The 21,827-nt window shown below is 49.3% G+C and carries 22 protein-coding genes; 18 read left to right on the forward strand and 4 right to left on the reverse strand.

The features are described 5' to 3' along the window. Positions 1-8: 8 nt before the first annotated feature. Positions 9-548, forward strand: a complete 540-nt coding sequence (locus tag B157_RS0110385) for a hypothetical protein (RefSeq protein WP_020603267.1) — start codon at positions 9-11, stop codon at positions 546-548. On the opposite strand, the gene B157_RS38215 is transcribed toward B157_RS0110385, so the two are convergent. The 3 genes from B157_RS38215 to B157_RS0110395 all read right to left on the reverse strand — a co-directional run bounded on the left by B157_RS38215 (position 452) and on the right by B157_RS0110395 (position 1,866). Then, complete coding sequence (locus B157_RS38215; RefSeq protein ID WP_157618377.1) at positions 452-1,045, reverse strand: hypothetical protein; 594 nt, start codon at positions 1,043-1,045, stop codon at positions 452-454. The genes B157_RS0110385 and B157_RS38215 overlap by 97 nt on opposite strands. A 126-nt stretch (positions 1,046-1,171) precedes the next feature. After that, positions 1,172-1,462 carry a hypothetical protein gene (locus tag B157_RS0110390; RefSeq protein ID WP_020603268.1) on the reverse strand — a complete coding sequence of 97 codons (291 nt, stop codon included), beginning with the start codon at positions 1,460-1,462 and terminating at the stop codon, positions 1,172-1,174. Next, positions 1,459-1,866, reverse strand: coding sequence for a hypothetical protein (locus B157_RS0110395; RefSeq protein WP_020603269.1), 408 nt, complete (start codon positions 1,864-1,866; stop codon positions 1,459-1,461). Before B157_RS0110395 ends, B157_RS0110390 begins: the two co-directional genes overlap by 4 nt. Positions 1,867-1,907: 41 nt before the next feature. Between B157_RS0110395 and B157_RS0110400 the strand changes: the two genes are divergently transcribed. The 7 genes from B157_RS0110400 to B157_RS0110435 all read left to right on the forward strand — a co-directional run bounded on the left by B157_RS0110400 (position 1,908) and on the right by B157_RS0110435 (position 5,614). After that, entirely contained in the window at positions 1,908-2,192 is a 285-nt protein-coding gene (locus B157_RS0110400; protein WP_020603270.1) for a hypothetical protein, read from the forward strand. A gap of 94 nt (positions 2,193-2,286) precedes the next feature. Continuing rightward, a complete protein-coding gene (locus tag B157_RS39690; RefSeq protein WP_020603271.1) occupies positions 2,287-2,670 on the forward strand; it encodes a helix-turn-helix domain-containing protein in 384 nt (127 codons plus the stop codon). Between the two features lie 160 nt (positions 2,671-2,830). Beyond that, a complete protein-coding gene (locus B157_RS0110410) occupies positions 2,831-3,229 on the forward strand; it encodes a hypothetical protein (RefSeq protein WP_020603272.1) in 399 nt (132 codons plus the stop codon). After that, positions 3,222-3,983: an antA/AntB antirepressor family protein gene (locus tag B157_RS36790; protein ID WP_020603273.1), complete on the forward strand. Its 762-nt coding sequence runs from the start codon at positions 3,222-3,224 to the stop codon at positions 3,981-3,983. Before B157_RS0110410 ends, B157_RS36790 begins: the two co-directional genes overlap by 8 nt. A 140-nt stretch (positions 3,984-4,123) precedes the next feature. Further along, positions 4,124-4,309 (forward strand): hypothetical protein, encoded by a 186-nt coding sequence (locus tag B157_RS0110425; RefSeq protein WP_020603275.1) that lies wholly within the window; start codon positions 4,124-4,126, stop codon positions 4,307-4,309. Next, positions 4,309-4,680: an HNH endonuclease gene (locus tag B157_RS40465; RefSeq protein ID WP_425423194.1), complete on the forward strand. Its 372-nt coding sequence runs from the start codon at positions 4,309-4,311 to the stop codon at positions 4,678-4,680. The genes B157_RS0110425 and B157_RS40465 overlap by 1 nt, the downstream gene beginning before the upstream one ends. Then, positions 4,649-5,614, forward strand: coding sequence for a helix-turn-helix domain-containing protein (locus B157_RS0110435; protein ID WP_020603277.1), 966 nt, complete (start codon positions 4,649-4,651; stop codon positions 5,612-5,614). Before B157_RS40465 ends, B157_RS0110435 begins: the two co-directional genes overlap by 32 nt. Before the next feature lie 26 nt (positions 5,615-5,640). Here B157_RS0110435 and B157_RS35005 read toward each other — a convergent pair whose 3' ends face one another. Next, on the reverse strand, positions 5,641-6,807 hold the full coding sequence (locus tag B157_RS35005; protein ID WP_169521711.1) for a DUF4062 domain-containing protein: 1,167 nt from the start codon (positions 6,805-6,807) through the stop codon (positions 5,641-5,643). A 266-nt stretch (positions 6,808-7,073) separates the two neighbouring features. On the opposite strand from B157_RS35005, the gene B157_RS0110445 reads away from it, so the two are divergent. The 10 genes from B157_RS0110445 (at position 7,074) to B157_RS0110490 (ending at position 21,825) form a co-directional block, all read left to right on the forward strand. After that, on the forward strand, positions 7,074-10,580 hold the full coding sequence (locus B157_RS0110445; protein WP_020603279.1) for a hypothetical protein: 3,507 nt from the start codon (positions 7,074-7,076) through the stop codon (positions 10,578-10,580). A gap of 1 nt (position 10,581) precedes the next feature. Beyond that, the gene (locus B157_RS0110450) at positions 10,582-13,326 is read left to right on the forward strand and encodes a hypothetical protein (protein ID WP_020603280.1); all 2,745 of its coding nucleotides are present in this window, start codon (positions 10,582-10,584) and stop codon (positions 13,324-13,326) included. A 103-nt stretch (positions 13,327-13,429) separates the two neighbouring features. After that, positions 13,430-16,300: a hypothetical protein gene (locus tag B157_RS0110455; protein WP_020603281.1), complete on the forward strand. Its 2,871-nt coding sequence runs from the start codon at positions 13,430-13,432 to the stop codon at positions 16,298-16,300. Positions 16,301-16,303: 3 nt separating this feature from the next. Then, positions 16,304-17,590 (forward strand): putative Ig domain-containing protein, encoded by a 1,287-nt coding sequence (locus B157_RS0110460; protein WP_020603282.1) that lies wholly within the window; start codon positions 16,304-16,306, stop codon positions 17,588-17,590. An 8-nt stretch (positions 17,591-17,598) separates the two neighbouring features. Continuing rightward, a complete protein-coding gene (locus B157_RS0110465; protein ID WP_020603283.1) occupies positions 17,599-18,108 on the forward strand; it encodes a hypothetical protein in 510 nt (169 codons plus the stop codon). Then, positions 18,083-18,358, forward strand: coding sequence for a hypothetical protein (locus B157_RS0110470; protein WP_020603284.1), 276 nt, complete (start codon positions 18,083-18,085; stop codon positions 18,356-18,358). The genes B157_RS0110465 and B157_RS0110470 overlap by 26 nt, the downstream gene beginning before the upstream one ends. 9 nt (positions 18,359-18,367) lie before the next feature. Beyond that, positions 18,368-20,251, forward strand: a complete 1,884-nt coding sequence (locus tag B157_RS0110475; RefSeq protein WP_020603285.1) for a hypothetical protein — start codon at positions 18,368-18,370, stop codon at positions 20,249-20,251. 9 nt (positions 20,252-20,260) lie between these two features. Further along, positions 20,261-20,404: a hypothetical protein gene (locus B157_RS38220; RefSeq protein WP_020603286.1), complete on the forward strand. Its 144-nt coding sequence runs from the start codon at positions 20,261-20,263 to the stop codon at positions 20,402-20,404. Positions 20,405-20,503: 99 nt separating this feature from the next. Further along, positions 20,504-21,538 carry a hypothetical protein gene (locus tag B157_RS36795; RefSeq protein WP_026308625.1) on the forward strand — a complete coding sequence of 345 codons (1,035 nt, stop codon included), beginning with the start codon at positions 20,504-20,506 and terminating at the stop codon, positions 21,536-21,538. Further along, positions 21,535-21,825 carry a hypothetical protein gene (locus tag B157_RS0110490; protein ID WP_020603287.1) on the forward strand — a complete coding sequence of 97 codons (291 nt, stop codon included), beginning with the start codon at positions 21,535-21,537 and terminating at the stop codon, positions 21,823-21,825. The genes B157_RS36795 and B157_RS0110490 overlap by 4 nt, the downstream gene beginning before the upstream one ends. The last annotated feature ends 2 nt before the right edge of the window (positions 21,826-21,827 follow it).

The raw sequence follows: 21,827 nt of genomic DNA on the forward strand, positions 1-21,827 counted from the left end.
GTCCGTCAATGATCAATTACGACGATCTTCTCAATGAATCCGGCATCCTGCGCAGTATTGCCAAACTGGAAGCCGCCAGCGTCAAATTTGCCGATACCGCCATTGCCCAGAACGAGCGGGCCAAACAGTCACTAGTTGGCCTCAGCAGCGAACTGGCTGACACCCGTGCCCAGATTGCGGGCCTCAACAACAACCAGAAGGGAGCCAGTACCAGCGTCAGCGGGCTGAAAGACGACGTAAAAAAACTCAGCGACGAGTACAAACGGCATCAGGAATTACTGGCCCGCAACCAGCAGTTCGTCGACCTCAACACCGCATCAGCCGGGGCACTCAAAAAGCGGCTGGCTGATCTAAAAACCGAATACGACAGTCTGGACCGTTCCGAAGCCCGGAACGTGGCCCGGAACAAAAAGCCAAGCCACGTCCTAAAGAATGTAAAGCGAAGACTCGTTTATAAAATTGCCTGCATTACTTTTTCATTTCCAATCAGGAATGATTCGTTTTTATTGGTCTCTGCGGCCTCCAGTGCTAATTTAGTATATGTCTGAGCTTCACTTACCTTTCCGGCCATTAGTGCCCAATAGGCTAAATTTCGGTAAACGAACTCCTTCGCACTATAGAAGCTGCCAGACTCAACTTTTGCTTTAGATGTGCTAAATTCCTCTTCTGGCTTAAGATAATCCCGGAATCCAAAAACGGCCCAATGTTTTCTTACTTTATCATAATACATGATAAAGAACATCTTTTTGTCAGTAGTAAGTTGTTTACCTAAAACCTTCTCGTTGGCTTTGATCTTACAAACAACTGAACCCGCAAACGCTTTCAAACCGGGAATGTCAGTTTCAACGACCTCTGCTTTAATGCCGCCGAAGTCAAGTAACTCACTCTCTGGTTTATAGTTAAAGGAGTAGTCTCGAATAGTTTTCTGGGCCTCTGCTTCGTTAATGGACTGGCAAGCTGTTAAAAACTTATTCAATTCTTCCTGTTGTGCGAAAGCAGCAAGAGGCAGTAAGAAGACAATTGAGAAACATAGGAATAATTTCATGGACGAAACAAGGTTTTCGCGCAAAGGTAATTGTTACGAGGTCGTAGCCAATTCGTGTAGGTACATTAGATACGAAAGGTCATAAAAAAGCCCCGCAGATTAAAAGCGGGGCTTTAGGGCTGTTATTTAAAAATAACCTCCATCTTTCCAATGCTTATTTTCTTCGAGCCACTTCAACAATGGCCCCATTAGTCCTAATTTAATTGCGTTACCAGTGGCAAAAATATAATCTACAGAATTATCGCCAACGTCTCGTACTGTAATTGTCCTTTCTCCGACCGGCCTCTTACCTGATAAAATATAGGCAGTAGTATCTCCTACCTTGATCCTGTCGATTACCTTGTGACTCCCTTCAATCAATTCGCACATAAAGATCAAATCAACTGTTGGGTAGTGATCGTCTAACTCGCCTATCATGCAAATTCAGGTACTAAGTGTGACGGCGGCACATTAACAGTTAAAGCCCTTGTGTCTCCCGTACTTAGCGCAGAACCAAATGCTTTGTTGTCCGTAATAGCTTTTAAGAATGAATGGCTGGTGTCTGTAGTGGTTAACTGAGTCCAACCTAGGAAGGCTAACTCGCACTCTAGTCCTTTACCATGCTTTTCTGCTGCAAGGCAGAAGCAAGTTAAAGCCTCTTCAATGGCGACCCCTAAATCAGCCTCATTTTTGCCGTATGTTTCAATACCGAGAAAGGGTATTTTGGCGTAAATTTTACCATCATCACCCGTCCTGTTCCATGTGGGCATAATGACGCTAACGGAAGACAATTCACTGCCAATCCGCGTGATTTCCATAGATATATTGACTTGCTGATCCATATCTCCGTCCGTAGAGTTGTGGTGATGACTACGGCAGACAGATGAAAGAAAGTAATAGACACGTCTTGCCAGCAAATTACTGGCAAGACTGCTACACCCGTTTCTCTATCGACTGCCTCTTAGCCGATATTAGATTTCGTGATGTTAGTTATAACAATGTAGATTTTGATGCTGATGCAGATGAACGTGCAGCAGATAAACATGCAGCAGGTGAACATGCAGCAGATGATCTACAAGCATTTAACGATGTAAAGAAACAAAAAGTTGGTAAAAAGAAACAGAAAAGAACTAGAAAAGACACAGTTGGACAAGAAACAGCAGAATAACAGAACGAAAAACAAGTAGCAGAAAGAAGATTGGCACTAAAAAGCTATCGATAAAACATTTCGACTTACAAAGACATATGAGTTAGGGCATTTAATGTTGCATGATGCCATATTAATGAGACAAGGCAGAATAGTATTTAGTGTTACAGCAACTGGCGAAATTCGTGTAGATACATTAAATGTAAAAACAACAGAGAAAAGAAAGAAATGGGCCAACTTTGAATATATCACAAGTGATGTGCGTATATTTGAATACACAAACCAAGTTCAACCAATGAGTACTAAAGAGCAGGTAGGAGAATTAATTAGAGAAACCCGCAAGGCGAAAGACTTCACTCAAAAGGAGTTAGGCGAGAAAATAGGGGTATCCGAATCTGCATTCAATCGTTACGAAAATGGAACATCAAACCTTTCGCTGGAAACAATTGAAAAGGTCGCCGGGGCAATGGGCCTCAAGGTCAGAATAATATTTGAGTAACGATTTTTTTAACTAAACACTTGCAATATATTTGAAGTTTACGTAATATTGTAAACAGTAAGACAAAGGAAAATCCTTTGTTAAGACACGGAAAACCCCAACGCGTCAGACTTGGCGGAACGAGCGTTGGGGCCGTGTAAACCTCAAACAGGTAGTTTAAATGTCTACGGAACAAAGTTACGTGGGTAAGGGGGATTCTGCAATCCCCAATCCACCAGCGGCCCAAAACGGCCCCCAAATCCCCCCCCCGCCTGACAATCGGCAACCGATAGTCGAATCCTCATCTTATTCCGAATCGGAGATCAAGTTACCCCTTTCCGTTTCGGAGCATAAGGGTAATCTATCCGAGGCTGAATTAGTGTACTGGGCACTGGAAGGCTCAAAGCAATCCTACCTCAAAGATTTGCTCGAGGAGGCAAAAACACCGGAAAGTCAGGAGTACGAAGCGGCTGATTACTGCCTGACCAAGTTACAGGAAATTCAGAATGACCTGTTTGGGTTAGTGACTGGTCTGGCTTCCCGCCTGTCTTTATCCGCGAACGGGATGAGCCATGAATGAGCTAATCAAAGTTTCCACCAACGGGCAAGGCTCGGAGGTGGTATCGGCTCGTGAGTTATATGATTTTCTTGAAGTCAAATCAAAGTTTGCTGATTGGATAAAAAACCGCATCATTAAGTACGGCTTTCTGGAAGATGAGGACTATGTACCGCTTTCTAAAAATTTAGAAAGCGGTGGTAAGGAATTTGACTACGCCCTGACGCTGGACATGGCCAAACAGTTATCAATGGTCGAGCGAAACGAGAAGGGTAAACAGGCCCGGTTGTATTTCATCGAGTGCGAAAAAGCCCTGCGTCAATCGGCCCCCGTTATTTCCACTACGGAACAGGTCTTACTGCAACTGGTCAGCCAGAGCAATCAGATACTAGCCAGCCAAAGCGAAATGCTTCTGTCTTTACGGGCCGACGTGGACAGCATCATGCATGGCGTGAAACCAGCCAGACCTACTGCCCGCCGTTCCTCATTGCCCGGTAAACAACTCGGTTTACCCGGAATGCCGCCCGGTCGTCAGCCCGGCCCATCCCTGCGTCAAACGATTCATGCCCGCGTGGTGGATTATAGCCACTCCCGCCAAGCCAGTACGAAGGAGGTTTACAATTTTCTCTATAAACAGCTCTTTTACGTCTACGGCATTGACGTGTACAGGCTAATGAAGGGGCCAGAGGAATCTATACTGGATGCTATAGAGCGTTACGGCCATTTAGACCGACTGTACTCGCTAATAATGGCCGAACTGACCTATACAGAAGAATAACAATAATTCAATGAATCCTTCATCGCTTCGTCCCTTCCTGCTCCCCGTGTTGTTTTTCCTGCTGGCCGCTCTTGGTGTTCAGTGGACTAGACACCGGGTAGAGCAAAGAAAGGGGGAGCACAACCAACCAATTATTTATCATGGAAAACCAACCACAACCCCAAGTTCCGATTACCCCGCTTTCTCTGTTGACCCGCCAATTGACCGGCTGGCAAAACCTGCTGGCCGACTTGATTACCGCTAATGCCCCAGACGACCAACGCCGTTATTGCCGCAAAAGAATAACGGCGTTGGTCGCGGAGTTAAAAAGCCTGGAAGATCAATGATGGCCACCCCGATTGCTAACCAGCCCCGTATATCTATTACAGGGCTGGTTAAACTGATTCGTAAGACGGAGCAGTATGAGCAGTGGAAACGGGCGGTGTTTATTCGGGACAGGTTCCAGTGTCAGGAGTGTGGTAAAAGGAATGGCAGGAAAAGAGTGATTGAAGCACATCACCTAATTGAGTTTTCCCAGCTCGTAAAGGATAATGGCATTCAGTCAGTGGAACAGGCGGTATCTTGTCCTGAGTTGTGGGAGGTATCCAACGGGCAAACACTGTGTGGCGATTGCCATAGACAAACAGATAGTTATCCAAAGAATTTTATAGACACTAAAAATAGCCATGCCAGTAAAAAAGATTCTTTCAGTAAGTGAAGTCAATTCGATTGTTGCTTCGTATCAACAAGGGCAAACTATTTTATTCATTGCCAATCAATTTGCGACTACCAGAAAAAGGGTTGCGGCTATTCTAAGGGAAAACGGAACAGAAAAGCGGTCTCATTGTGAACAGCAACGAAAATACCGTCTGAATGAAGCTTTTTTTGATAAGATTGATACTGAGGCAAAGGCTTATTTTTTGGGATTAATGTATGCTGATGGCCACAATGATAAGTCGGGTCGAAGGTTTTCTTTAGCCCTTCAATTAAGGGATAAGGCCATAGTTGAAACTTTCAAACAATGTCTTGACTATGAAGGGCCTTTGCTCTGTGACAATAGCAATCCGAACGTGTGTATTCTGACAGTTAGCAGCATAAGGCTATGTGCGCGGTTGACTGAGTTGGGGTGCATTCCTCGAAAGTCACTCATTCTTACATTCCCTGATTTCGTTGAGCCAAACCTTTTGCATCATTTTATCAGGGGTTATCTTGATGGTGATGGGTGGATTACATTTAGTGGTAGAAGTAAGCAGCCAACGATTGGAGCACTAGGAACTGATTCATTTATAAGAACACTGGCTGGTATTATTACCAAAAACGTATCGGTTAAGGCTACCATTCGGCCACACGACACTAGTAAAGGTATCTGCCGGGTTATGGTTTGCGGCTCAATCAAGTGCCGGAAATTTGCCGACTTTCTGTATAAAGACGCAACTATATTTCTTGAACGGAAAAAGGAGAGGGCTGATAGGATTTGCCCCGTAGGTCAATCAATTGGCGAACGGGATAGTCAGTCTAAGCTCACGAACGCAATGGTTGAGGCTATTCGTGCTGAACGTGCAGAAAAGGTTTCTAGGCTTGCGTTGTCTCAAAAATACGGGGTTTCACTATCGTCAATTGACCGGGTAATATACAAGCTGGCAAATTGGTGAGTTTTCCCTTAGAACTCTGTACTATATCATATATACTCACAATTTTCTAAACATTCTCTCAGTAGATCTCCTGTATGCTCCCCTAAAGTTGACTCCAACACTAAATTAATTCTAATCGCTTCTCGTGTCTCTTTGGGAGATAACAAAGCTTTGTCAATTTGAGTCATTATAAGGGGTCCAAATCCACCCACCTTATCTATCAGGTCATCTAACCCAGTAGCCATCTCATCAACATAAGGTTGCAAACATTGCTTACAATAGGTATGCCTGATACCTTGCGATATTTCAAGAGCCCTCTGATAGGTTTCCCCCAGCTTTTTAGCCACGAATACCAAGGCTTTTATGTTTGATGGTTGACCCGGAGGTCCTAAAGCAGTTTTCAGATGATTATTAACAAGATCAGAACCGGCTCCCGCAATTCTAATCATTTCTTGGTATTTCAAATCAGCCCAATCGAAAACATTTGCAGTTGTTAAAACTTCCCCTTCACTGAATTTAAACCTCAAGCGATGTTCCTCCCGTAAATCTGAGCGCCTATCTACTTCATCAGACAGGACCTGAGCAAAGAAGTAGTGTTCCCAACCTAGTGGTTGTTCTAAGATTAACCTTAATGCTTTTCCGCTGATCCCCTCAGGTATTGACTCTTTAGCTGAACTCAGTCGCTGGATTGCCAACAGACCTTCTTTCATCTGATGGGCAAACTGAAGTCTCAATGTTTGAATAATTGCTTGCGCATATTCAAATTCGTGAGTCCAAACCATATCTACAGAACGGACCTGGCGAATAAACTCGAACACTTTGGTATCCGAAACGGCACCATCGAATTTTGCTTCGGGATTCTGTTCCCAAATCGGCAGAAGTGGTAATACTCTCTTATCAACAAAGGCATAGATCGGAATACCTTTGGCACGGGCAGTAAGGTATTCTAAATTAGTAACAGATTTAGCCGTTTTGTCATCAACGTAACCATATCTACCGCCAATTACCAGGATTAATATATCGGCATCTCTATCGACTCGACGCCGACAATTTTCAATTGTATTTGCGTCGGGATCAACTGGGAAGCTATCAAACTCTGATGCTAGTGCATTGTAACCAAGTTCTTTTTCAATAAAGTTTACTAAGTCTTGCCGAATATCACGTAAATCATAATACGTCGAGCTAATCATTACTGTAGGAGCATTTTTTGCCATATCAGACTTATTAAGCTTTGAGAGAAGCCTAAATTTAGCATATGTCCTTATCATTTAATGTACTTTAGGCACAAACGAACTTGCCTTATCATTGTGAAGTCGAATTTAGATGAACAATCTGCTCCTTATAGAATCGCAGAGGGTGATTAGTTGGAAGCTGATTCAATAAAGTAAGCCCGAACCGAAATTCGGGCTTTTTCATTAATTTTGACCTACCCCACTACGGACGGTGCGGCCCTTAATAATCCTTTTGGCCCCCGTTCCGTATGGATTCCCAGATATTATTTTCAGACCTAGCCGACCAATCCGGCATTTTACGGGCAATTGAACTGCTTCAAAAAGCCAACGAGAAGTTTGGCGATTCCGCCGTCGCCACTAACGAGCGTATCAGTAAGTCGCTGGCTGGCTTGCTAACTGACCTTAATAAAGCCCGTGAATCGGTTTCCTCCTTCAATAACACCCAAAAAGGAGCGGGTGATAAGTTTGGCAAAATCAATCAGAGTGGCCAAGAACTCATTACTACGTACAAAAGCCTGAATGGTACACTTGCTCAGAATAAGTCGGCTGTTGAGGCTAACAACCGGGTTATTGACCAAATGCAAAAGCGGCTGGCGATACTTCAAGATGAGTACGAAAAGTTAGATTTTGCCAAAAAGGAGGACACAAAGCGTAGTAAGGAAATTCAGCGCGAACTAACGACAACCACCCGCGCTGTGAATGGCCTATCGACTGCTACTAATAGTTCCAGTAGAAGCGTTAGAGCCGCCGAAGGTTCAACCGATGCCCTAAAACAGTCAGTCAGAGATTTGAAGCGGCAACTGGACGGATTACCTGACGCTTACAAAAAAGGCACTGGACAGATTAATGAGCAGAACCGGGCGGCTGTCAAACTGAATCAGCAATACCAACAACAGGTAACATTGTTGGGTAAAATCGAGAAGGGCCAACAGATACACACCCGAAACGTCGGCAATTATCCCAAAGGGGGCGGGGCACTTAGTTCACTGGGAGACCTGACAGGACTAGGGACATACGGCACGGCGGCTGGTGTTGGTACGGCTATTATTAGCGCGGGTTCGGCCATTATTGAAGTTGGGCAGAATTACGAACGATTGGCGTTGCTGACTGAAAATGCACTGAAAAATAACAAGAAAGCCGCAGCCGAAGCGAACGCTCTTATTATTGATTTTGCCAACCATAGTCCCGCCGAAATTGAGGAGGTTACCGACGCATTTAATCGACTGGTTACGGCGGGTATTATCCCCACTAAAGAGCAGTTAGAACAAATATCTGACATTGCCATTGCCAAGCGTAAAACCATTATGGACTACGTGGAGGCTATTGCGGATGCGGAGCAAGGGCAATACCGACGGTTGGAAGAATTTGGGATTAACGCCAGCAAGTCAGGGGATAAAGTAATTTTTACGTATAACGGTGTCCGTACTGTCGTTGAAGATAACAGTAAGGCCATTAGTGATTACCTGATTAACTTGGGTAAGGTGCCGGGAATAATGGGGGCGACAGAAAAGGTGGCCGAAAGTTTTTCGGGCCGTTGGTCAACCACTAAGGATGCTATAAAGGGAGTGGCAAGTAATATTTTTCAGCTACTTCTACCCGCTTTAAATGCAGCCTTATGGCTCCTAAATAAAGGTACCGATAAACTAGGCACGTTCACCGCTGGACTTAAGGCATTATATGCCGAAGGAAATCGGCGGGGCGGGGTAATTGGTGGTGCCTACGGGGTGGCTATGGGTGTCCTGAGTCCTAGTACTGCAATGACTATCGGCAGGGCTACTCAGGCGGCTCAAGCATCAACGGGAACCAGTGAGTTAGATGCTTATCGTAAAAAGGAAGAAATACAGCAGAAAATCAATGATGCGAATCGCAAAAAAGCGGAAGCGGCCACCAAAGCCCAAAAGGATGCCGACAAAAATCTGAGAGAAAGTATCTCCAATCAGAAAGCAGCCAGCGACCAATCCTTAGCGGCTAACGAAGCAGCCCAACAGGATGGACTAATATCCGAACGTAAGTTCATATCCGAACGTCAACGCATCACCATTTCGGGCATAAATGAACGATTAACAATGCTTCGTTCAGCCGGAAAGTCAGAAACCGATGACTATAAAAAGCTACTGACTGACAAAATTGACGCGCAAAATCAGTACAAACGCGATTCCCTCAAACTATCATTATCCGAATCGAAAGCTGATGCCAACAAAGCAATTGCCGGATTGGCAGTCGACAATCAAGATGGCAACCTATCCGATTCTGATTTTGCGGAACGTAAACGAGGGGTGATGGTTGCTTCGCTCAATGAACAAAAAGCGATTCTGGCTTTAGCGGGTCAGGCTCAGAGTAAACTGAGTCAGAATATTGACAGAGAGTTGTTAGAGGTCGATACTGATTACTATCGTGAAAAACTAAAGATTGCCAAAGCAGCTTGGAAACAGGAATTAATGGCAACGGGTGAAGCATTACGCGAAATCGACCACCAAACTGCAAAGGAGTACGACGATCAACTTGTCAAGATTAACCAGTTTTATAATGAGAAACGTAAACTGGTTCGGGGCGATGTAGCCGCTAAAAAGATAAGTCAGGATGAGGGTGATCGCCTTGCTGGTTTACTGGACATTAACGAACTGAGAGATCAGGTTCAGGCGGCTCAACTTGCCTATGACAAAGATCAGATTAATAGCAATACTTTAACTGAATCCAAGATACAGGATTTAGAGAAATATAAATCAGCCAGTGATCGAACGATAAGAGAAATCCAGTCGGCTGATGAACAGATTGCGGCCCTGAAAAAACAGCGTGAACAGGATGCGGCCAATGACAAGATAGCACTCGACAAAAAGAAATCTGATAACGCTATTGCTCAGTCCAATAAAGAGGATTCTAACGATGAGGAAAATAAGAAAAAGCAGAAAGCCAGAAGAGAGCAGCTAGCCGATGCCGCCGTTGCCATCGCTCAAACGCTGGTTGACGGCCTGTTTGATAATCAACAACAGGAAACTCAGAATAAGATTACAGCCCTTGATAAACAGCAATCATATGAATTAAGTGTTGTTGGTGATAACGAAGCGGCCAAAACTGCCATTCAGCAGAAATACGATGCACAACGGAAAGCCCTCCAAAGGCAGGAGGACGTAGCCGCAAAAAATAAAGCCATTTTCGATATAATACTCAACACCGCCGTATCAGTTTCCAAGGTTGTAGCTAATCCAATATTGGCCTTTTTAGTGGCTGGATTAGGAGCCGTGCAATTAGGCTTAGTTCTTTCACGCCCCCTCCCTGCTTATTTTGCGGGCAAGAACCTGGAAGGGGCCGCAAAAGACACTTACGCCGGGCCTGCCTGGGCGGGTGATCGAGGCCGGGAAATCTGGCAACATGACGGCCAAGTCGATGTAGTCGACAAACCGACAATCATCGACGTGGGTCGTACTGATGTGATCTATCCCAACCACATCACCGAGCGGCTACTGCGGGGCGATTACGCCGAAGGCAGTCAGATCATGCAGCGCACAGCCCGCTCCCGCCAACTGTCGGGTAATTTGTCCCGCAGCCGGGATAACCACCAGGCATCACTGATTGCCCGCGCCATGAGCGGAGTCGGACAATCAGGTAACGGAGTGGCTTCGGAGATTAAGAAAGGGTTTGAGCAGGTCGAGGTGCATCAGTGGCACGTTCGGAACGGGCAATTAGTGGACCTGGTCACTACGCAGCACAACCGGCGTAACGCCCAGCAGAAAAAACACCAACTCGGCAGCAAATAAAATGGCACAGACATTTTTTAGACTTAAAACAGCCGTCCTGACAATAGGCGTCACCGAGCCGGTCGCCATTTCGCCCACCATTGCCGAGCCGGTAAAATGGTCCGACGTTCCGTTGACGGGCTCTGTTGACGAGAAATATCACGGATTCAATTACAACTATTCGGAGGGTGACCTGAAGCTGGATTTTGTTTGTGAATCGTCTCACAAATTACTATCCCAGCAGTATTACCGGTATGGTACCGATGCGGTGGTACAATTTCAGGTTGTTGAAGTAGACAGGGATGGCACGGAAATGATTGATTATGACGGACGGCTGGATTTCGATACGATTGATATTCAACCCGGACGGGTATCAATCAGTATCGTCACCAACGACGACCATACCCGGCTCAATGCCCGCTGGGAAACGCCCATCAGTCTGGAAAGTATAGTGACAATGGATAACGCGGCAATCGGAAAAACACCGACCACGGAAATCCTGCTTTTGGGACAGACAATTCACGAAAGCGGGGAATTCCACAAGGCCGAAAAGTTCGTTGAAAGCCATGCTTATACCGATGGGGTTGGCGTGGGGGGTATATTTTACCTGCTGCCAAAAATGTACTTTCCGGCCAGCCCAACACCTGTTATTGCCCCCGCCGTACCCGCCATTCCTGAACTCTCGAACCTGAAAGGAGTCAATTACCTGTATGGGGATGTGAGCCCCGCTACCTTCGATCCGCCTGCATTGCTTGGCCCCACTGATACAGCCGGAGAGTACCATATCGAAATCGACTGGCTATTCTCGATTAACGTTTCCATTACCAACAACACACTAAATTCAATCTATAAATCAAAGTTCGGCATACTCAATTTTCAGCCTGTCGTCGTTATTCAGAAACCAAATCAGCCCATTCAGGCCGTTGCCCTTTGTCCGCCAAAATCAGGAAATGGATTTATCAACAGCGTGGAGCACTCATTTTCGGGCGTTTACCGGGCCGATCTGACGCTGCCCATCGGAACGCAGGTATTCGTCTATACCAAAATCGTGGCCACGTCCGTGCACGCGCTGAAACGGATGGAATTCTACGTGGAGACCAGCAACCTGCGCATCCTGATCGACCGCAGGACGCGGGCAGCAGCCAGCAAAACAAAAGCCTACTTACTGCCCGATGCCCTGCGCCATGTGTTCGGGGCGATTACCTCCAACATTGATTCAGTCACTCAGTCGGGAACCGTACATGGCGAATTGATTGATAAGGCGAATGTCAACCAGGCGATGGACGGCTACGCCACCGAGTACGCCATCACGTCGGGCAATCAACTGCGCGGCCTGGCCAAAGTGCCCACCTTCACGGCTAAACAACTAATGGAGACCCTTTGGGCTCAGCACGCAGCGGGTTTGTTGTATGAAAAAGACTTAACCACCGGGGTGCAGTCCATGCGCATCGAGGAGGGGACCTGGTTTTACCGGGGTGGTGAAATTGCGGTAATCGACGAAGTGTTTGAGTATTCAGAAGAGCCCGATTTGGATCTGCTGTTCAATCAGATTGAGGTGGGTTACGAAAAGTATCCGGATTCGGGAGCAGGCGTGGCCGACGAGTTTAACACGGCCCACACCTACCAGACCCCGCTGGTCAACCGGGTTGCAACACTGGAAATACTCTGCCCGCTTATTGCCGCAGGTACCGCCATTGAGGCTGCCCGGCGGCTGGGCATTAAACAGGTGGTGAACGGCGTAGAGGTGTCAACCACCAGCGACGCGGGTAGTTACGACGACGACGGGTTTCTGCTGCACGTGGCACCGCTGTCACACCCCGATACGGTGAGTTTCATTATCGCCCAACCGACGCCTGCCAAACCCTACCCGGCCCATTACGTACAGTTCACTAACGCGGTCATTAACGGCAATCCCGGCGGTATCGTGCTCTATTATGGTGATACCGTTGTTTTTTCGGGAACCGGCACGGCCAACGACGGCGTACCGTACAGAGTGGTTGGCGTACGACTGGAGACGTTTTCCAGTTTCAGTGCCATCCCAACCTATGAGATGCAGGCCACTACGCCCATGGTAGCCGGTGGGCCCTATGCCTGCTCGTGGCAATTCGGGGGAAAATCGGTGAAACTGCGCAGCAATGAGCGACTCATTGTGCAGGGAGTGGCTGACCCGGAAACGGCCTATAATCTGGAACTTTCACCCGCCCGGATGCTCCGCCGACATGCGCCATTCATCTCATCAGGATTGGCCTACAAAAAGCCGGTTGATCTGATAAAATGCACGGCCTATAAGCAAAGCAGCAAAGTCAGCACTCAGGTGCGCCCCGCAAGCCCCCCCCTGCCCGGCGACCGCGATAAACAACTGATCCGCGAAACGGGAAACATTGCACTGGGTGCCTTCGAGGGCTTTGACCATCTGTTTCAACCCGAACTTATCAAAGCTAAAGTCAGAATCACTCGCCAGACGCGCCGGGCTATTTTTGCGGCCCTCAAAAACCAGGGGCCGGATGATGTTCGCTGCGGCTACCTGACGGTAATCAATCCAGAGGGAGAGCAGGTGAATGGCTACCTGCGAAGCATCACCTACCGGGATTCCTCAGAGGTAGCCGATATAGTGCTCCGCAAAAGGAGCATGACTCCGGCGGGCAATCTGCCCGGTGAAGATTGCAGTCTGTTTTTTGACTGGACGCTGAACCGATTCACCATTGACCCAAAGGCTAATCCTGATAAATTCCTGTTCTGCCGTTTCTCCGATTTTAAGCCTGCCTAATTTGCCGATTCAGAAAAACGACTTATTTTTGATTCAATAACGCTTTCACTACGGACGGTGAAGCCGCTGATAACCATCCCCCTTTCAGCCGCTCACCAGTCCAATGCAAATCCAAGACTTAGAGGATGGCGAGTTCCTCAACAACGCCAGGGAGAAGATCAACGACGCGTTCGGGGAGATTCCGGTGCTGTATAATATTGATGCGGCTGGTAATCTGCTGGTCACTAAGCACAGCGGGGAAACGTTAATCGTACCATTCAAAAACTATTTTGCCCTGCTGACGACCGTTTTTAATTCGGTATCGGTCGGGCTGGCCACGCCGTTAGTGGCTGGAAAAGTTTTGCTGGTCGATGATGACATCCCGGATCAGGCCGAATCGAGCGGGCGGGTACTGTCGGCCGCCCAGGTAATAGCCCGGATTGATGAGGCAACGGCCACGCTGCCGCCCAATATCAATAACCCCGCCGAGGATCAGACCTTAGTACTGCATTACAATACACTTAAAGCTAAGTATGAATTAGTCAACAAGGGGATACTTACGCTGCTAACCGCCCTTGGCAATACGGACAAAAATACCGTGCTGAATAATCTCTTCACGGCGGCTACCAATGATCTGCTTGGTTCCTGGTTCACCCTGCTTGCCAGGCAGGCCAATGACACTGCCATCGGGATTTTATGCCAGAAACTCACCCTGCTGGGTTGCGGGGGCGGTACATCACCCGGCACGACAGCATTGTTGAAAGTAAAAGAAATTCGCTGTTTTCAGGAGCCGATTTTAACCATCCTCAAAGAAGCGATTCAGAATTACCACCTGGCGAATCAGGCGATCAGTTTCGACAAGACTAATTTTCTGACACCGGGCATTCAGCTATTCGACAAGAATAGTATCCACAACACCCCCCAAAAGTACATCACTGACGAGGGCATTGAGGTCGGCGACGCCAATCTGATTATCTCCCATCCAGTCCCGGTTAAAGAACTCACTCCCTATACCCCCAACGTAGACGGTCAGTACGTCGCATTTTTCAACAAGGCTGGGCAATCAACGGGCGGGGCCGCGCTGGTACGCGACCGGGCCACGTTCGTTACCACGGCCGGTACTGACCACATAAAAGTCAGTATTCCCCTGTCGGAGGTATACCGCTTCATGCTGGTCGAAGGGGAGGTTTTGCCTGACCTGTACACGCCGTTTGTGCTGGATTTTCAGGGTGAGAGTCAGCAGGGACGTGATGCACTGGCTCAGGGATACAGGCTCGACTCGTTGGCTCCCCGGCTCACCACTGGCCAGCAGCTATTCAATTATTTGGATCTGGGAAATCAGCCCAACAGCCTGATTGACGAGGGTTCGACCATCACCGATTACGCGGGCTACACAGTTTCCCATTTTATACCGGTAACACCCAACACGGTGTACGTCACGACCGATAGTCAGTACGTCGGCTTTTTTAGTGTCAACCGGAAGCCACGCAGGGGAGTACGTTACGACCGGGGTCCTAGCTCGGCCTTTACGACCGGGCCGGACACCTACTTTGTGCGGCTAGCAATACCCAATTCCCTGCTGGCTACTTATGGCCTGGTGAAAGGAAGCGTTTTACCGGCTAATCTTTTACCCTACAAACTTTCTCTCAACGTGACCACTCCCCAGGGCGATGCGGCCCAGCAATCCGCCAATGCGGCCCTGTCGGCCAGTAACGCACTTTCGCAGCTTATCGTCGTTTCGCAGCAACTCTTCAACAACGACCCATTAGTCACAACGCCGAACACATTCGAGTACGTCAACGGAACGCCCGAAGCCAATGGCGGCTATACGCTGTCGGGACTAATCCCGGCCAAACCCCTGACCTGGTATTCTCCCACGTTCCGGGCGTTCGCTTCCTACTACGATGCCAATCAGCAGAAACTAGGCGTCGGGGCAAACTACGACCGGGTGGATGGCATGGGCAATCCCCAGTTACCCTTCAAGACCACTGCCGAAACGGCGTTTTTCAAATGCAGTGTTCCGACCAGCCTGCTGGCTACGTTTATGGTGGTGGAAGGGCTGGTGTTACCGACCATATATCAGGCTTTCGGCGGTACTACGTCCAAGTATCTACGGGTTGATACGAATCAGATCGGCAAAAAGGCTCTTGTTACAGGCACCTCTATTGCCACATTGATTCAGGGTGGTCAGTACGAAGCCGCCTGCAAGAATTTGGGCATATACGTGATGAACTTTTCGGAGGGCGGCTCGTGCGTCCGAATTAGCAGAAAAGACGGAACCTTTGATGGCAACTCGTACATCTCAAAAGCCTTATGCATGGCGGCTACATCGGCGGAGAAAGAGGAGTTTATCGCCAATTATGAATCGTTCTACAAGCCCAAATTCAATCCGGCCTTTGGGGTTCCCGATACGCTGAGCGACACCGAAAAAGCCAAAATCAGATCAAGTAGCTACGAAACGAAAATTATCCCCTACTACGATTCCGCCAACCCGCTGTTTGGTCCGCCCGATCTGTTGATTTTCGACCATGGTTTCAACGATAATACATTCCCCAATGACACTGATCTGGATTGGGAGCAGGCACCCGCCGACCCCTTCGACCGTCGTTGCTTCATTGGGGCCATGAACTACGTTATCCGTGAAATTCAGAAAAAATACCCCCGCGCTAAAATGGCGTTCGTTTCGCACTACGAACACGAACTATACCCGCGTGTGGTGAAAGCGCAGCAGTTTTTGGCAACCCGGTACAACTTCCCGATTCTAAGATTGGATCAGGTTATGGGCTACTCCCAGCAGAAAGTGCCCAACACCCAGCAGTACTGGGTACAATCAGACTGGTCTCCCTACACAGCTGGGAAAGACACCTCGGTCGATATGTCCGCCCTGCAATTCGCCCTGCCCGATAACCTGCATTTTGGGTCTGACTCAACGGGCTTTGCCGTTCGCAAGGCAACCGGATTTCTCGAACCGTTCCTCAAAACTACCGTATTCTAAGCCATGCCAATCGACACAAATACCGTACTGGATCGAAAGGCCGTCCTGGTGGAAAACCCCCTCACCGGGGTGTTAGACAGGTATGTCCTCCAGTACGGGCAGGTTGTCAAAGAGGGCGACCTGATTGATGTCAGCCAGTTAATTCGCTATCAGCCGGGTTACGATGAGCAGGGTCGCTCGTTTGCTCAGTTGCCCAATTGCGGGGCACCAATTAACCCAACGCCAACCAGCGGTCACGCACTAAGCAGCAGCAACTTCACCGGGCATTTCGCCTACAGCGTTCCGGCTGGCAATCCCCCGCCAACACTCAGTCAGCAGCCGCCCGACGTGACGCTGGCCACCTACGGCCAGCAGAGCATAGCCCTGCCAGAGGGAACCTTCGCGGACAATTCAGGCGATACCCACACCATTACGGGGTATTCGGTGAACCACGACACCCCGCTACCAAGCGGGGTAAGTGTAGACGTCTCGACGGGGGAAATAACCATTCCGGCCAGTTTCGCTAACCAGAGCATTCGGCTGGGCTGGAAATACACCGACAGCGCGGGCCAATCGGTGTACGCGGATTTTCTGTTTACCGAAGCCCGGCCCAACCGGGCCCCAGTGCTTGTAACTCCGACCGGCTCCCTGTCGTCTGACTTTGGCAAGCCGTTCAGTTTCCCGTTTCCAGCCGCCATGTTTTCCGATCCGGATGGTGATGCGCTAACCTGGAGCCTGCTCTACGCCACGGCATTGGCCGGGCCGTACGGCGCGTTGCCGGACTGGTGTTCGTTCGACGTTCTGACGCGCATGTTCACTGGCACGAGCCGGGAGAAACAGCCACGCTATTTCCGTAAGCAGGTCACAGACGGCAAGGCCGATCCGGTACACGATGACTTTACGTTTAACACCATCGCCGATAGTATCGAGTTGATTCGTCGCAAATTCATCTACCAACCCGCGTCGGGTAATGATCCGGGCCAGCAGGATGAGGTGTACTTAATCCGCATGAAACTGTGGCAGGCCAATGACCTGACCGTGCCGGTTCTAAGGACCAAAAACGAAGCGGAAGCCAACTGGCGGTCGCCATGGGGTGAAATGTACCCAACCCAGGGCGTATACTCGGATTACAACGAGGGTTTGCACTACTACTTCCTGGCCAATCTGGGCCTTGTCGGGCAGAATCCGACCAGATCGATCTGGCAGTTTAAAGCCAGTATCGACGCGCCCGATTCGGAGCTGATTGAGATTCGCTATACCTATCCGACTTCGCCTGATTTGGGCACGCAGGTTTACCCCGTTACTACTTAATTATTCATATGAGACAGCACATTATTTATGATGATGGCCTGTTGACCGGCCTATTCAGCGAGGAGCAGGTTCGGGCTATGTACAACCAGCCGACACCAGTACCGCCACCGGCACCGGCAAAAAAGCCCGTTTTCGGTCACCCGCGAACGCAGGTAGGTATACGCGACAACCTGCCGGTATTTTCATCGGCAGCCACCAAAGGCGTTTTTCTTCGCATTACCGAGAATCCCGATGCGATTGTACCCAAAGGTGCGAATATGGCGTATGATGTTTTGCCCGGTGTAAAGAAGTTAACGGGTGAAGAAACAGGTAACTACGGACAGGATGCCCCGAAAGGTTTCGTGAAGCCAGACGGCTACCGGGTTCGCTACTTCGGGGGCCGGAAAGACGAACCGTACTACGAACAGTCGGATTTGCCCGACGAGCAGCCTACCGGTACTATTCTAACTACCAACACGCACTCGCTGAGTGCCCAAAACTTCACCGGTCACTATGGCATCGTACGCACTGAAAATTAACAACCCGAATGACGGTATCGCGGGCTGGCCAAAAGACACCGAAATGATGCTTCGCTACGACGATTTGACCTGCCAACAAGAGGAAAGCAATGTGCTGGGCCGATTCGCCACGTTCGAGGATTTGCTACCCTTTGTGGTGCCGGTCACCAATCTGGGGGCGCAGCGCGATTGTGGCACGACTGCACCGCCGAGTAGCGCAAATACGAGCAGTGACGGCGAATTTCAGGGTGATTATTCGGTACCAAACTAACCAAACACAATGAAACAGATAATCAAACTTAGCCTGGTTCTCTCCCTGTTGCTACCGGGAATAGTTTCGGGGCAATTTCTGAACTACGGCAAATTCAAGCTCAACGGCGAAACGCTCTACCGGCCCGAAGCAGCCCCCAATAGCCAAAACTATTACGGCACGACTCCCGTAACGTCATTGCCTTCCGGGGCAGTGTCGCTGAACGGAGCGTCTAACATTCGACGGCCCTGGTTGCCCTCACCGGGCAAACGTAATTTCCAGCTTGTCGATATGGGGGGTAGCAAATCGAAATACTTTCTGAGTATCGACTTCCGGCCTGACTACATCTCCCATCAGCAATGGCTCAATGCGGGGGTGACAAGATTGTCCCAATGGACCAGCGACCAGACCGGGGGGTTGTACCCTTTTTCGGGCGTACCGGATAACAAAAAGTTTCTCTACCTGACCGAATCGGGGCTTAATGGCGATTACGAGGGCTACTACTACTGGCAGAAAAACCTAGCCGACATCGAACAGCGGTTCATCAGCACGGTACCCGGATACGGGCCGGGCGTTATTGTGTTTCCGAATCTGGAAACGAGTAACTATTGGGAACGGCGGTACCACGGCGACAATAACGGCGCAGGTAACATAGGCCACTACCCTCCCTGGCCGCAAATTAAGAACGATGTCGTTCAACTCGAATCGCAGCCGGGTAACATGACGGTGGAGCAGCTATTCAATTCCGGTGTATTCTACCAGGAAATTGCGGTTCGTCGGCAAAACCGACTGAAAGTCCTGCTGAAAGTTATCAAGCGCAACGGAGCCGATACGGGCCTGGGTTCGTCGGCCTATCAGGGTGATCCGAATACGAATACACTGACTACTGCCACGCGCTTTCTCGACGAAGGTAGTGCAAACGTGGGCAATATCGGGGGCGGCAACGGTTCCATCACCCTCAACGGGCGTACCTATACCGGTATGACGGGTAGTTTCTGGAGCGAGGAAACGGTGAATCTAAACTACTACTACTATTTCGATTGCCGCATCAATGGGGTTGTTCTCAACGATGCAGACTACGAAAACCCCAACCATCCCTACGCCAATATCAGCACGGCGGTAGAGCTCTACAAACTGATTCAGGATCCGAATCCCGTAGCCCGCGAAGTCGGCCACTGGCTGGGTAATGACCGTCTGCTTCGGCAGGTACACGGGGGTAATTTGATCCCATCCGTCAGGATGACCGAACTTCATTACGAAGGGGGTGCCCGGTGGCCGAAGCCCTTCGGGGCGATCTACCCCTGGGGTGATCCGGCTAAAATCTGGCTACCGCCCGTCACCATGCGCACCATCTATATGGTGAATCACTTCCTGGAGGGCGAAACAGATAAGGCCGGGTTTCACATTTTCTACGCGGCCGGTAGCCCCAACCAGGGCATACTATACAACCTGACCAGTCAGGCGAATCTGAATCATGAGTTTCATACGCTGGACGCTTTGTTTGCGGCCCGGCGCGATATGGAAACCATTATCGATAAGATTTCCGGCTCCACGTTGGTAACGCAACTCGATATACGGGTAGGCAATACCGGAAACTTCGAGAGCCTGAACGGCGTGGATTCCTGGAATCAGAATAAGCCCTGCTTCGTGGCCCGCTACAAGACCACCTCGACCGGCACGACGGTCCTTTTGATGGGCGGGTATGGCCAGCCTGACGGCACGACTAGAACGGATCAGGTACGGATTCCGGGCGTGGGAAGTGGCTCGGCCATCAATGTGACCTACAAAGGCCCGGACGTGCAATTTTTCGAGCTATTCTTTCCCGCTGGTGGCGGTGCTATGCAGTACGTGGCAAAATCCATCGTGCCCGCCTGGGATAAGCAAGGGTATGGCGGCTGGGTAAATAATAACTAGACGAACCACATGAGAAAACTCCTGCTTTCCCTGCTGCTGTTTCCCCTGCTTATTCGCGCGCAGGGTGTCACCCAGCTACCCGACCGGAACCTGTATCGAACCAACGCCTACAGCTTCGATTTGACACTCACTCAGTCCGATTCGGCCAATTAACAAAAAACTCAGCCTAAACCAGCAACCACCCATGCACTACCCAACACCCTCCTTTTTCATTGATTACATCATCGTTTCACGAAGCATTTAACACGCGCAATGGCCAACGTAAAACTACTTGCCCAGTTCCGACAGGGCAACCCAAACTACCTGACATTTCGCTTTCTCAAGGCGGGTGTATATATGTTGCCATCAGACACGCTGGTTATATATGCGGAAATTACCAAAACCGCTGACAGTCGGGTTATGAGTAAACTGGAACTGGACACCCTTGATCCTGATACGGGTTTAGTAGGTGTGCTGCTCCCAATTAGCCTTGAGCCGAACCCATATCTGGTTACGGCATTTTTCGATTATGTCGGTGAACCGGATTACCGGGCTGGCCTGGGACAAATAATTGTTCAATCTGCCAGGACACCTGTGGCTATACCTGATGCTACGGTGCTGAATTTCTCTATCAATGAGATATATCAGATTAACGAGTTAATCATTGATAGTTCACCTTCGGCGGGTATTGCAGCCTATTACGCCCAGCAGGCCCAGGCAGCAGCCAGTGGGATTGGCTCAGCCGTTGCTGATGCCCAAATGGCAGCTACCAATGCCGCAGCGAGTGCCGCTTCGGTAGGCGACAGTGCCGCTGTTGCTACTACTCAGGCAGAAATTGCTACAGATAAAGCAGTCCTGACTAGTGCCGATGCAATCGCTACGGCAGAGGACAGGGTACAGACCGGACTTGATCGAACGGCAGTTTCTGCCGATAGGGAGTACATTGATGGTGTGGCCGACATGATCGCTGTTACACCGGGGCCGCAGGGAGAACCGGGCATTCAGGGGCAGCAAGGCATTCAGGGAGTGCCTGGAATAAAAGGTGACACTGGCAACACTGGCCAACAGGGGCAGCAAGGCATTCAGGGTATTCAGGGTATTCAGGGACTACCCGCTACCAGCTACACGCGCCGGTCAGATTACGTTTCCCCTTACTCCTATATCGGCACAGCCCAGACCGGAACGGCAGATTCTGCTACTAGCTGGACAATAACACGCATACAACTTGCAACAGACGGATCAACAACGAAAACCCGCGCTACAGGGGTAGCCTGGACGAATCACTTAACTGCAACTTACGTACCATGACCACTAACAATCCAACCGTTGTAGGCGGACTTGTCTACAACGAACTGACGCTTTCCCTCGCTGTTTCGCCCTTAGTGAAACCTAATTTCCTGTCTGCCAGTGTGGTATTATCCCTGCAACCAGCCCGGCGCAACGAGGACGGAACAATCGAGGTGCTGACCGAGCCGGAATACCGGAAAGGGCTGGTGTTCAGTGACGTGTTCACCAGTAACGATATGCAGGTAATGACTGCGCTAGGCAAAGTACAGGCAGCGATTCAGGAGTTAATCGACCTAAAAAACTTATAATC

The organism is Spirosoma spitsbergense DSM 19989, assembly GCF_000374085.1.
Lineage (GTDB): Bacteria > Bacteroidota > Bacteroidia > Cytophagales > Spirosomataceae > Spirosoma > Spirosoma spitsbergense.

Excerpts from the sequence above, each read along its gene's own strand:
- B157_RS39690 (WP_020603271.1), top strand. The coding sequence starts at position 2,287 with ATGTTGCATGATGCCATATTAATGAGACAAGGCAGAATAGTATTTAGT.
- B157_RS40465 (WP_425423194.1), top strand. The coding sequence starts at position 4,309 with ATGGCCACCCCGATTGCTAACCAGCCCCGTATATCTATTACAGGGCTG.
- B157_RS36795 (WP_026308625.1), top strand. The coding sequence starts at position 20,504 with ATGGCCAACGTAAAACTACTTGCCCAGTTCCGACAGGGCAACCCAAAC.
- B157_RS0110385 (WP_020603267.1), top strand. The coding sequence starts at position 9 with ATGATCAATTACGACGATCTTCTCAATGAATCCGGCATCCTGCGCAGT.
- B157_RS35005 (WP_169521711.1), bottom strand. The coding sequence starts at position 6,807 with ATGGCAAAAAATGCTCCTACAGTAATGATTAGCTCGACGTATTATGAT.
- B157_RS0110475 (WP_020603285.1), top strand. The coding sequence starts at position 18,368 with ATGAAACAGATAATCAAACTTAGCCTGGTTCTCTCCCTGTTGCTACCG.
- B157_RS0110490 (WP_020603287.1), top strand. The coding sequence starts at position 21,535 with ATGACCACTAACAATCCAACCGTTGTAGGCGGACTTGTCTACAACGAA.
- B157_RS0110445 (WP_020603279.1), top strand. The coding sequence starts at position 7,074 with ATGGATTCCCAGATATTATTTTCAGACCTAGCCGACCAATCCGGCATT.
- B157_RS0110455 (WP_020603281.1), top strand. The coding sequence starts at position 13,430 with ATGCAAATCCAAGACTTAGAGGATGGCGAGTTCCTCAACAACGCCAGG.
- B157_RS0110465 (WP_020603283.1), top strand. The coding sequence starts at position 17,599 with ATGAGACAGCACATTATTTATGATGATGGCCTGTTGACCGGCCTATTC.
- B157_RS0110435 (WP_020603277.1), top strand. The coding sequence starts at position 4,649 with ATGCCAGTAAAAAAGATTCTTTCAGTAAGTGAAGTCAATTCGATTGTT.
- B157_RS0110410 (WP_020603272.1), top strand. The coding sequence starts at position 2,831 with ATGTCTACGGAACAAAGTTACGTGGGTAAGGGGGATTCTGCAATCCCC.
- B157_RS0110470 (WP_020603284.1), top strand. The coding sequence starts at position 18,083 with ATGGCATCGTACGCACTGAAAATTAACAACCCGAATGACGGTATCGCG.
- B157_RS36790 (WP_020603273.1), top strand. The coding sequence starts at position 3,222 with ATGAATGAGCTAATCAAAGTTTCCACCAACGGGCAAGGCTCGGAGGTG.
- B157_RS0110425 (WP_020603275.1), top strand. The coding sequence starts at position 4,124 with ATGGAAAACCAACCACAACCCCAAGTTCCGATTACCCCGCTTTCTCTG.
- B157_RS0110450 (WP_020603280.1), top strand. The coding sequence starts at position 10,582 with ATGGCACAGACATTTTTTAGACTTAAAACAGCCGTCCTGACAATAGGC.
- B157_RS38215 (WP_157618377.1), bottom strand. The coding sequence starts at position 1,045 with ATGAAATTATTCCTATGTTTCTCAATTGTCTTCTTACTGCCTCTTGCT.
- B157_RS0110395 (WP_020603269.1), bottom strand. The coding sequence starts at position 1,866 with ATGGATCAGCAAGTCAATATATCTATGGAAATCACGCGGATTGGCAGT.
- B157_RS0110390 (WP_020603268.1), bottom strand. The coding sequence starts at position 1,462 with ATGATAGGCGAGTTAGACGATCACTACCCAACAGTTGATTTGATCTTT.
- B157_RS0110460 (WP_020603282.1), top strand. The coding sequence starts at position 16,304 with ATGCCAATCGACACAAATACCGTACTGGATCGAAAGGCCGTCCTGGTG.
- B157_RS0110400 (WP_020603270.1), top strand. The coding sequence starts at position 1,908 with ATGAAAGAAAGTAATAGACACGTCTTGCCAGCAAATTACTGGCAAGAC.
- B157_RS38220 (WP_020603286.1), top strand. The coding sequence starts at position 20,261 with ATGAGAAAACTCCTGCTTTCCCTGCTGCTGTTTCCCCTGCTTATTCGC.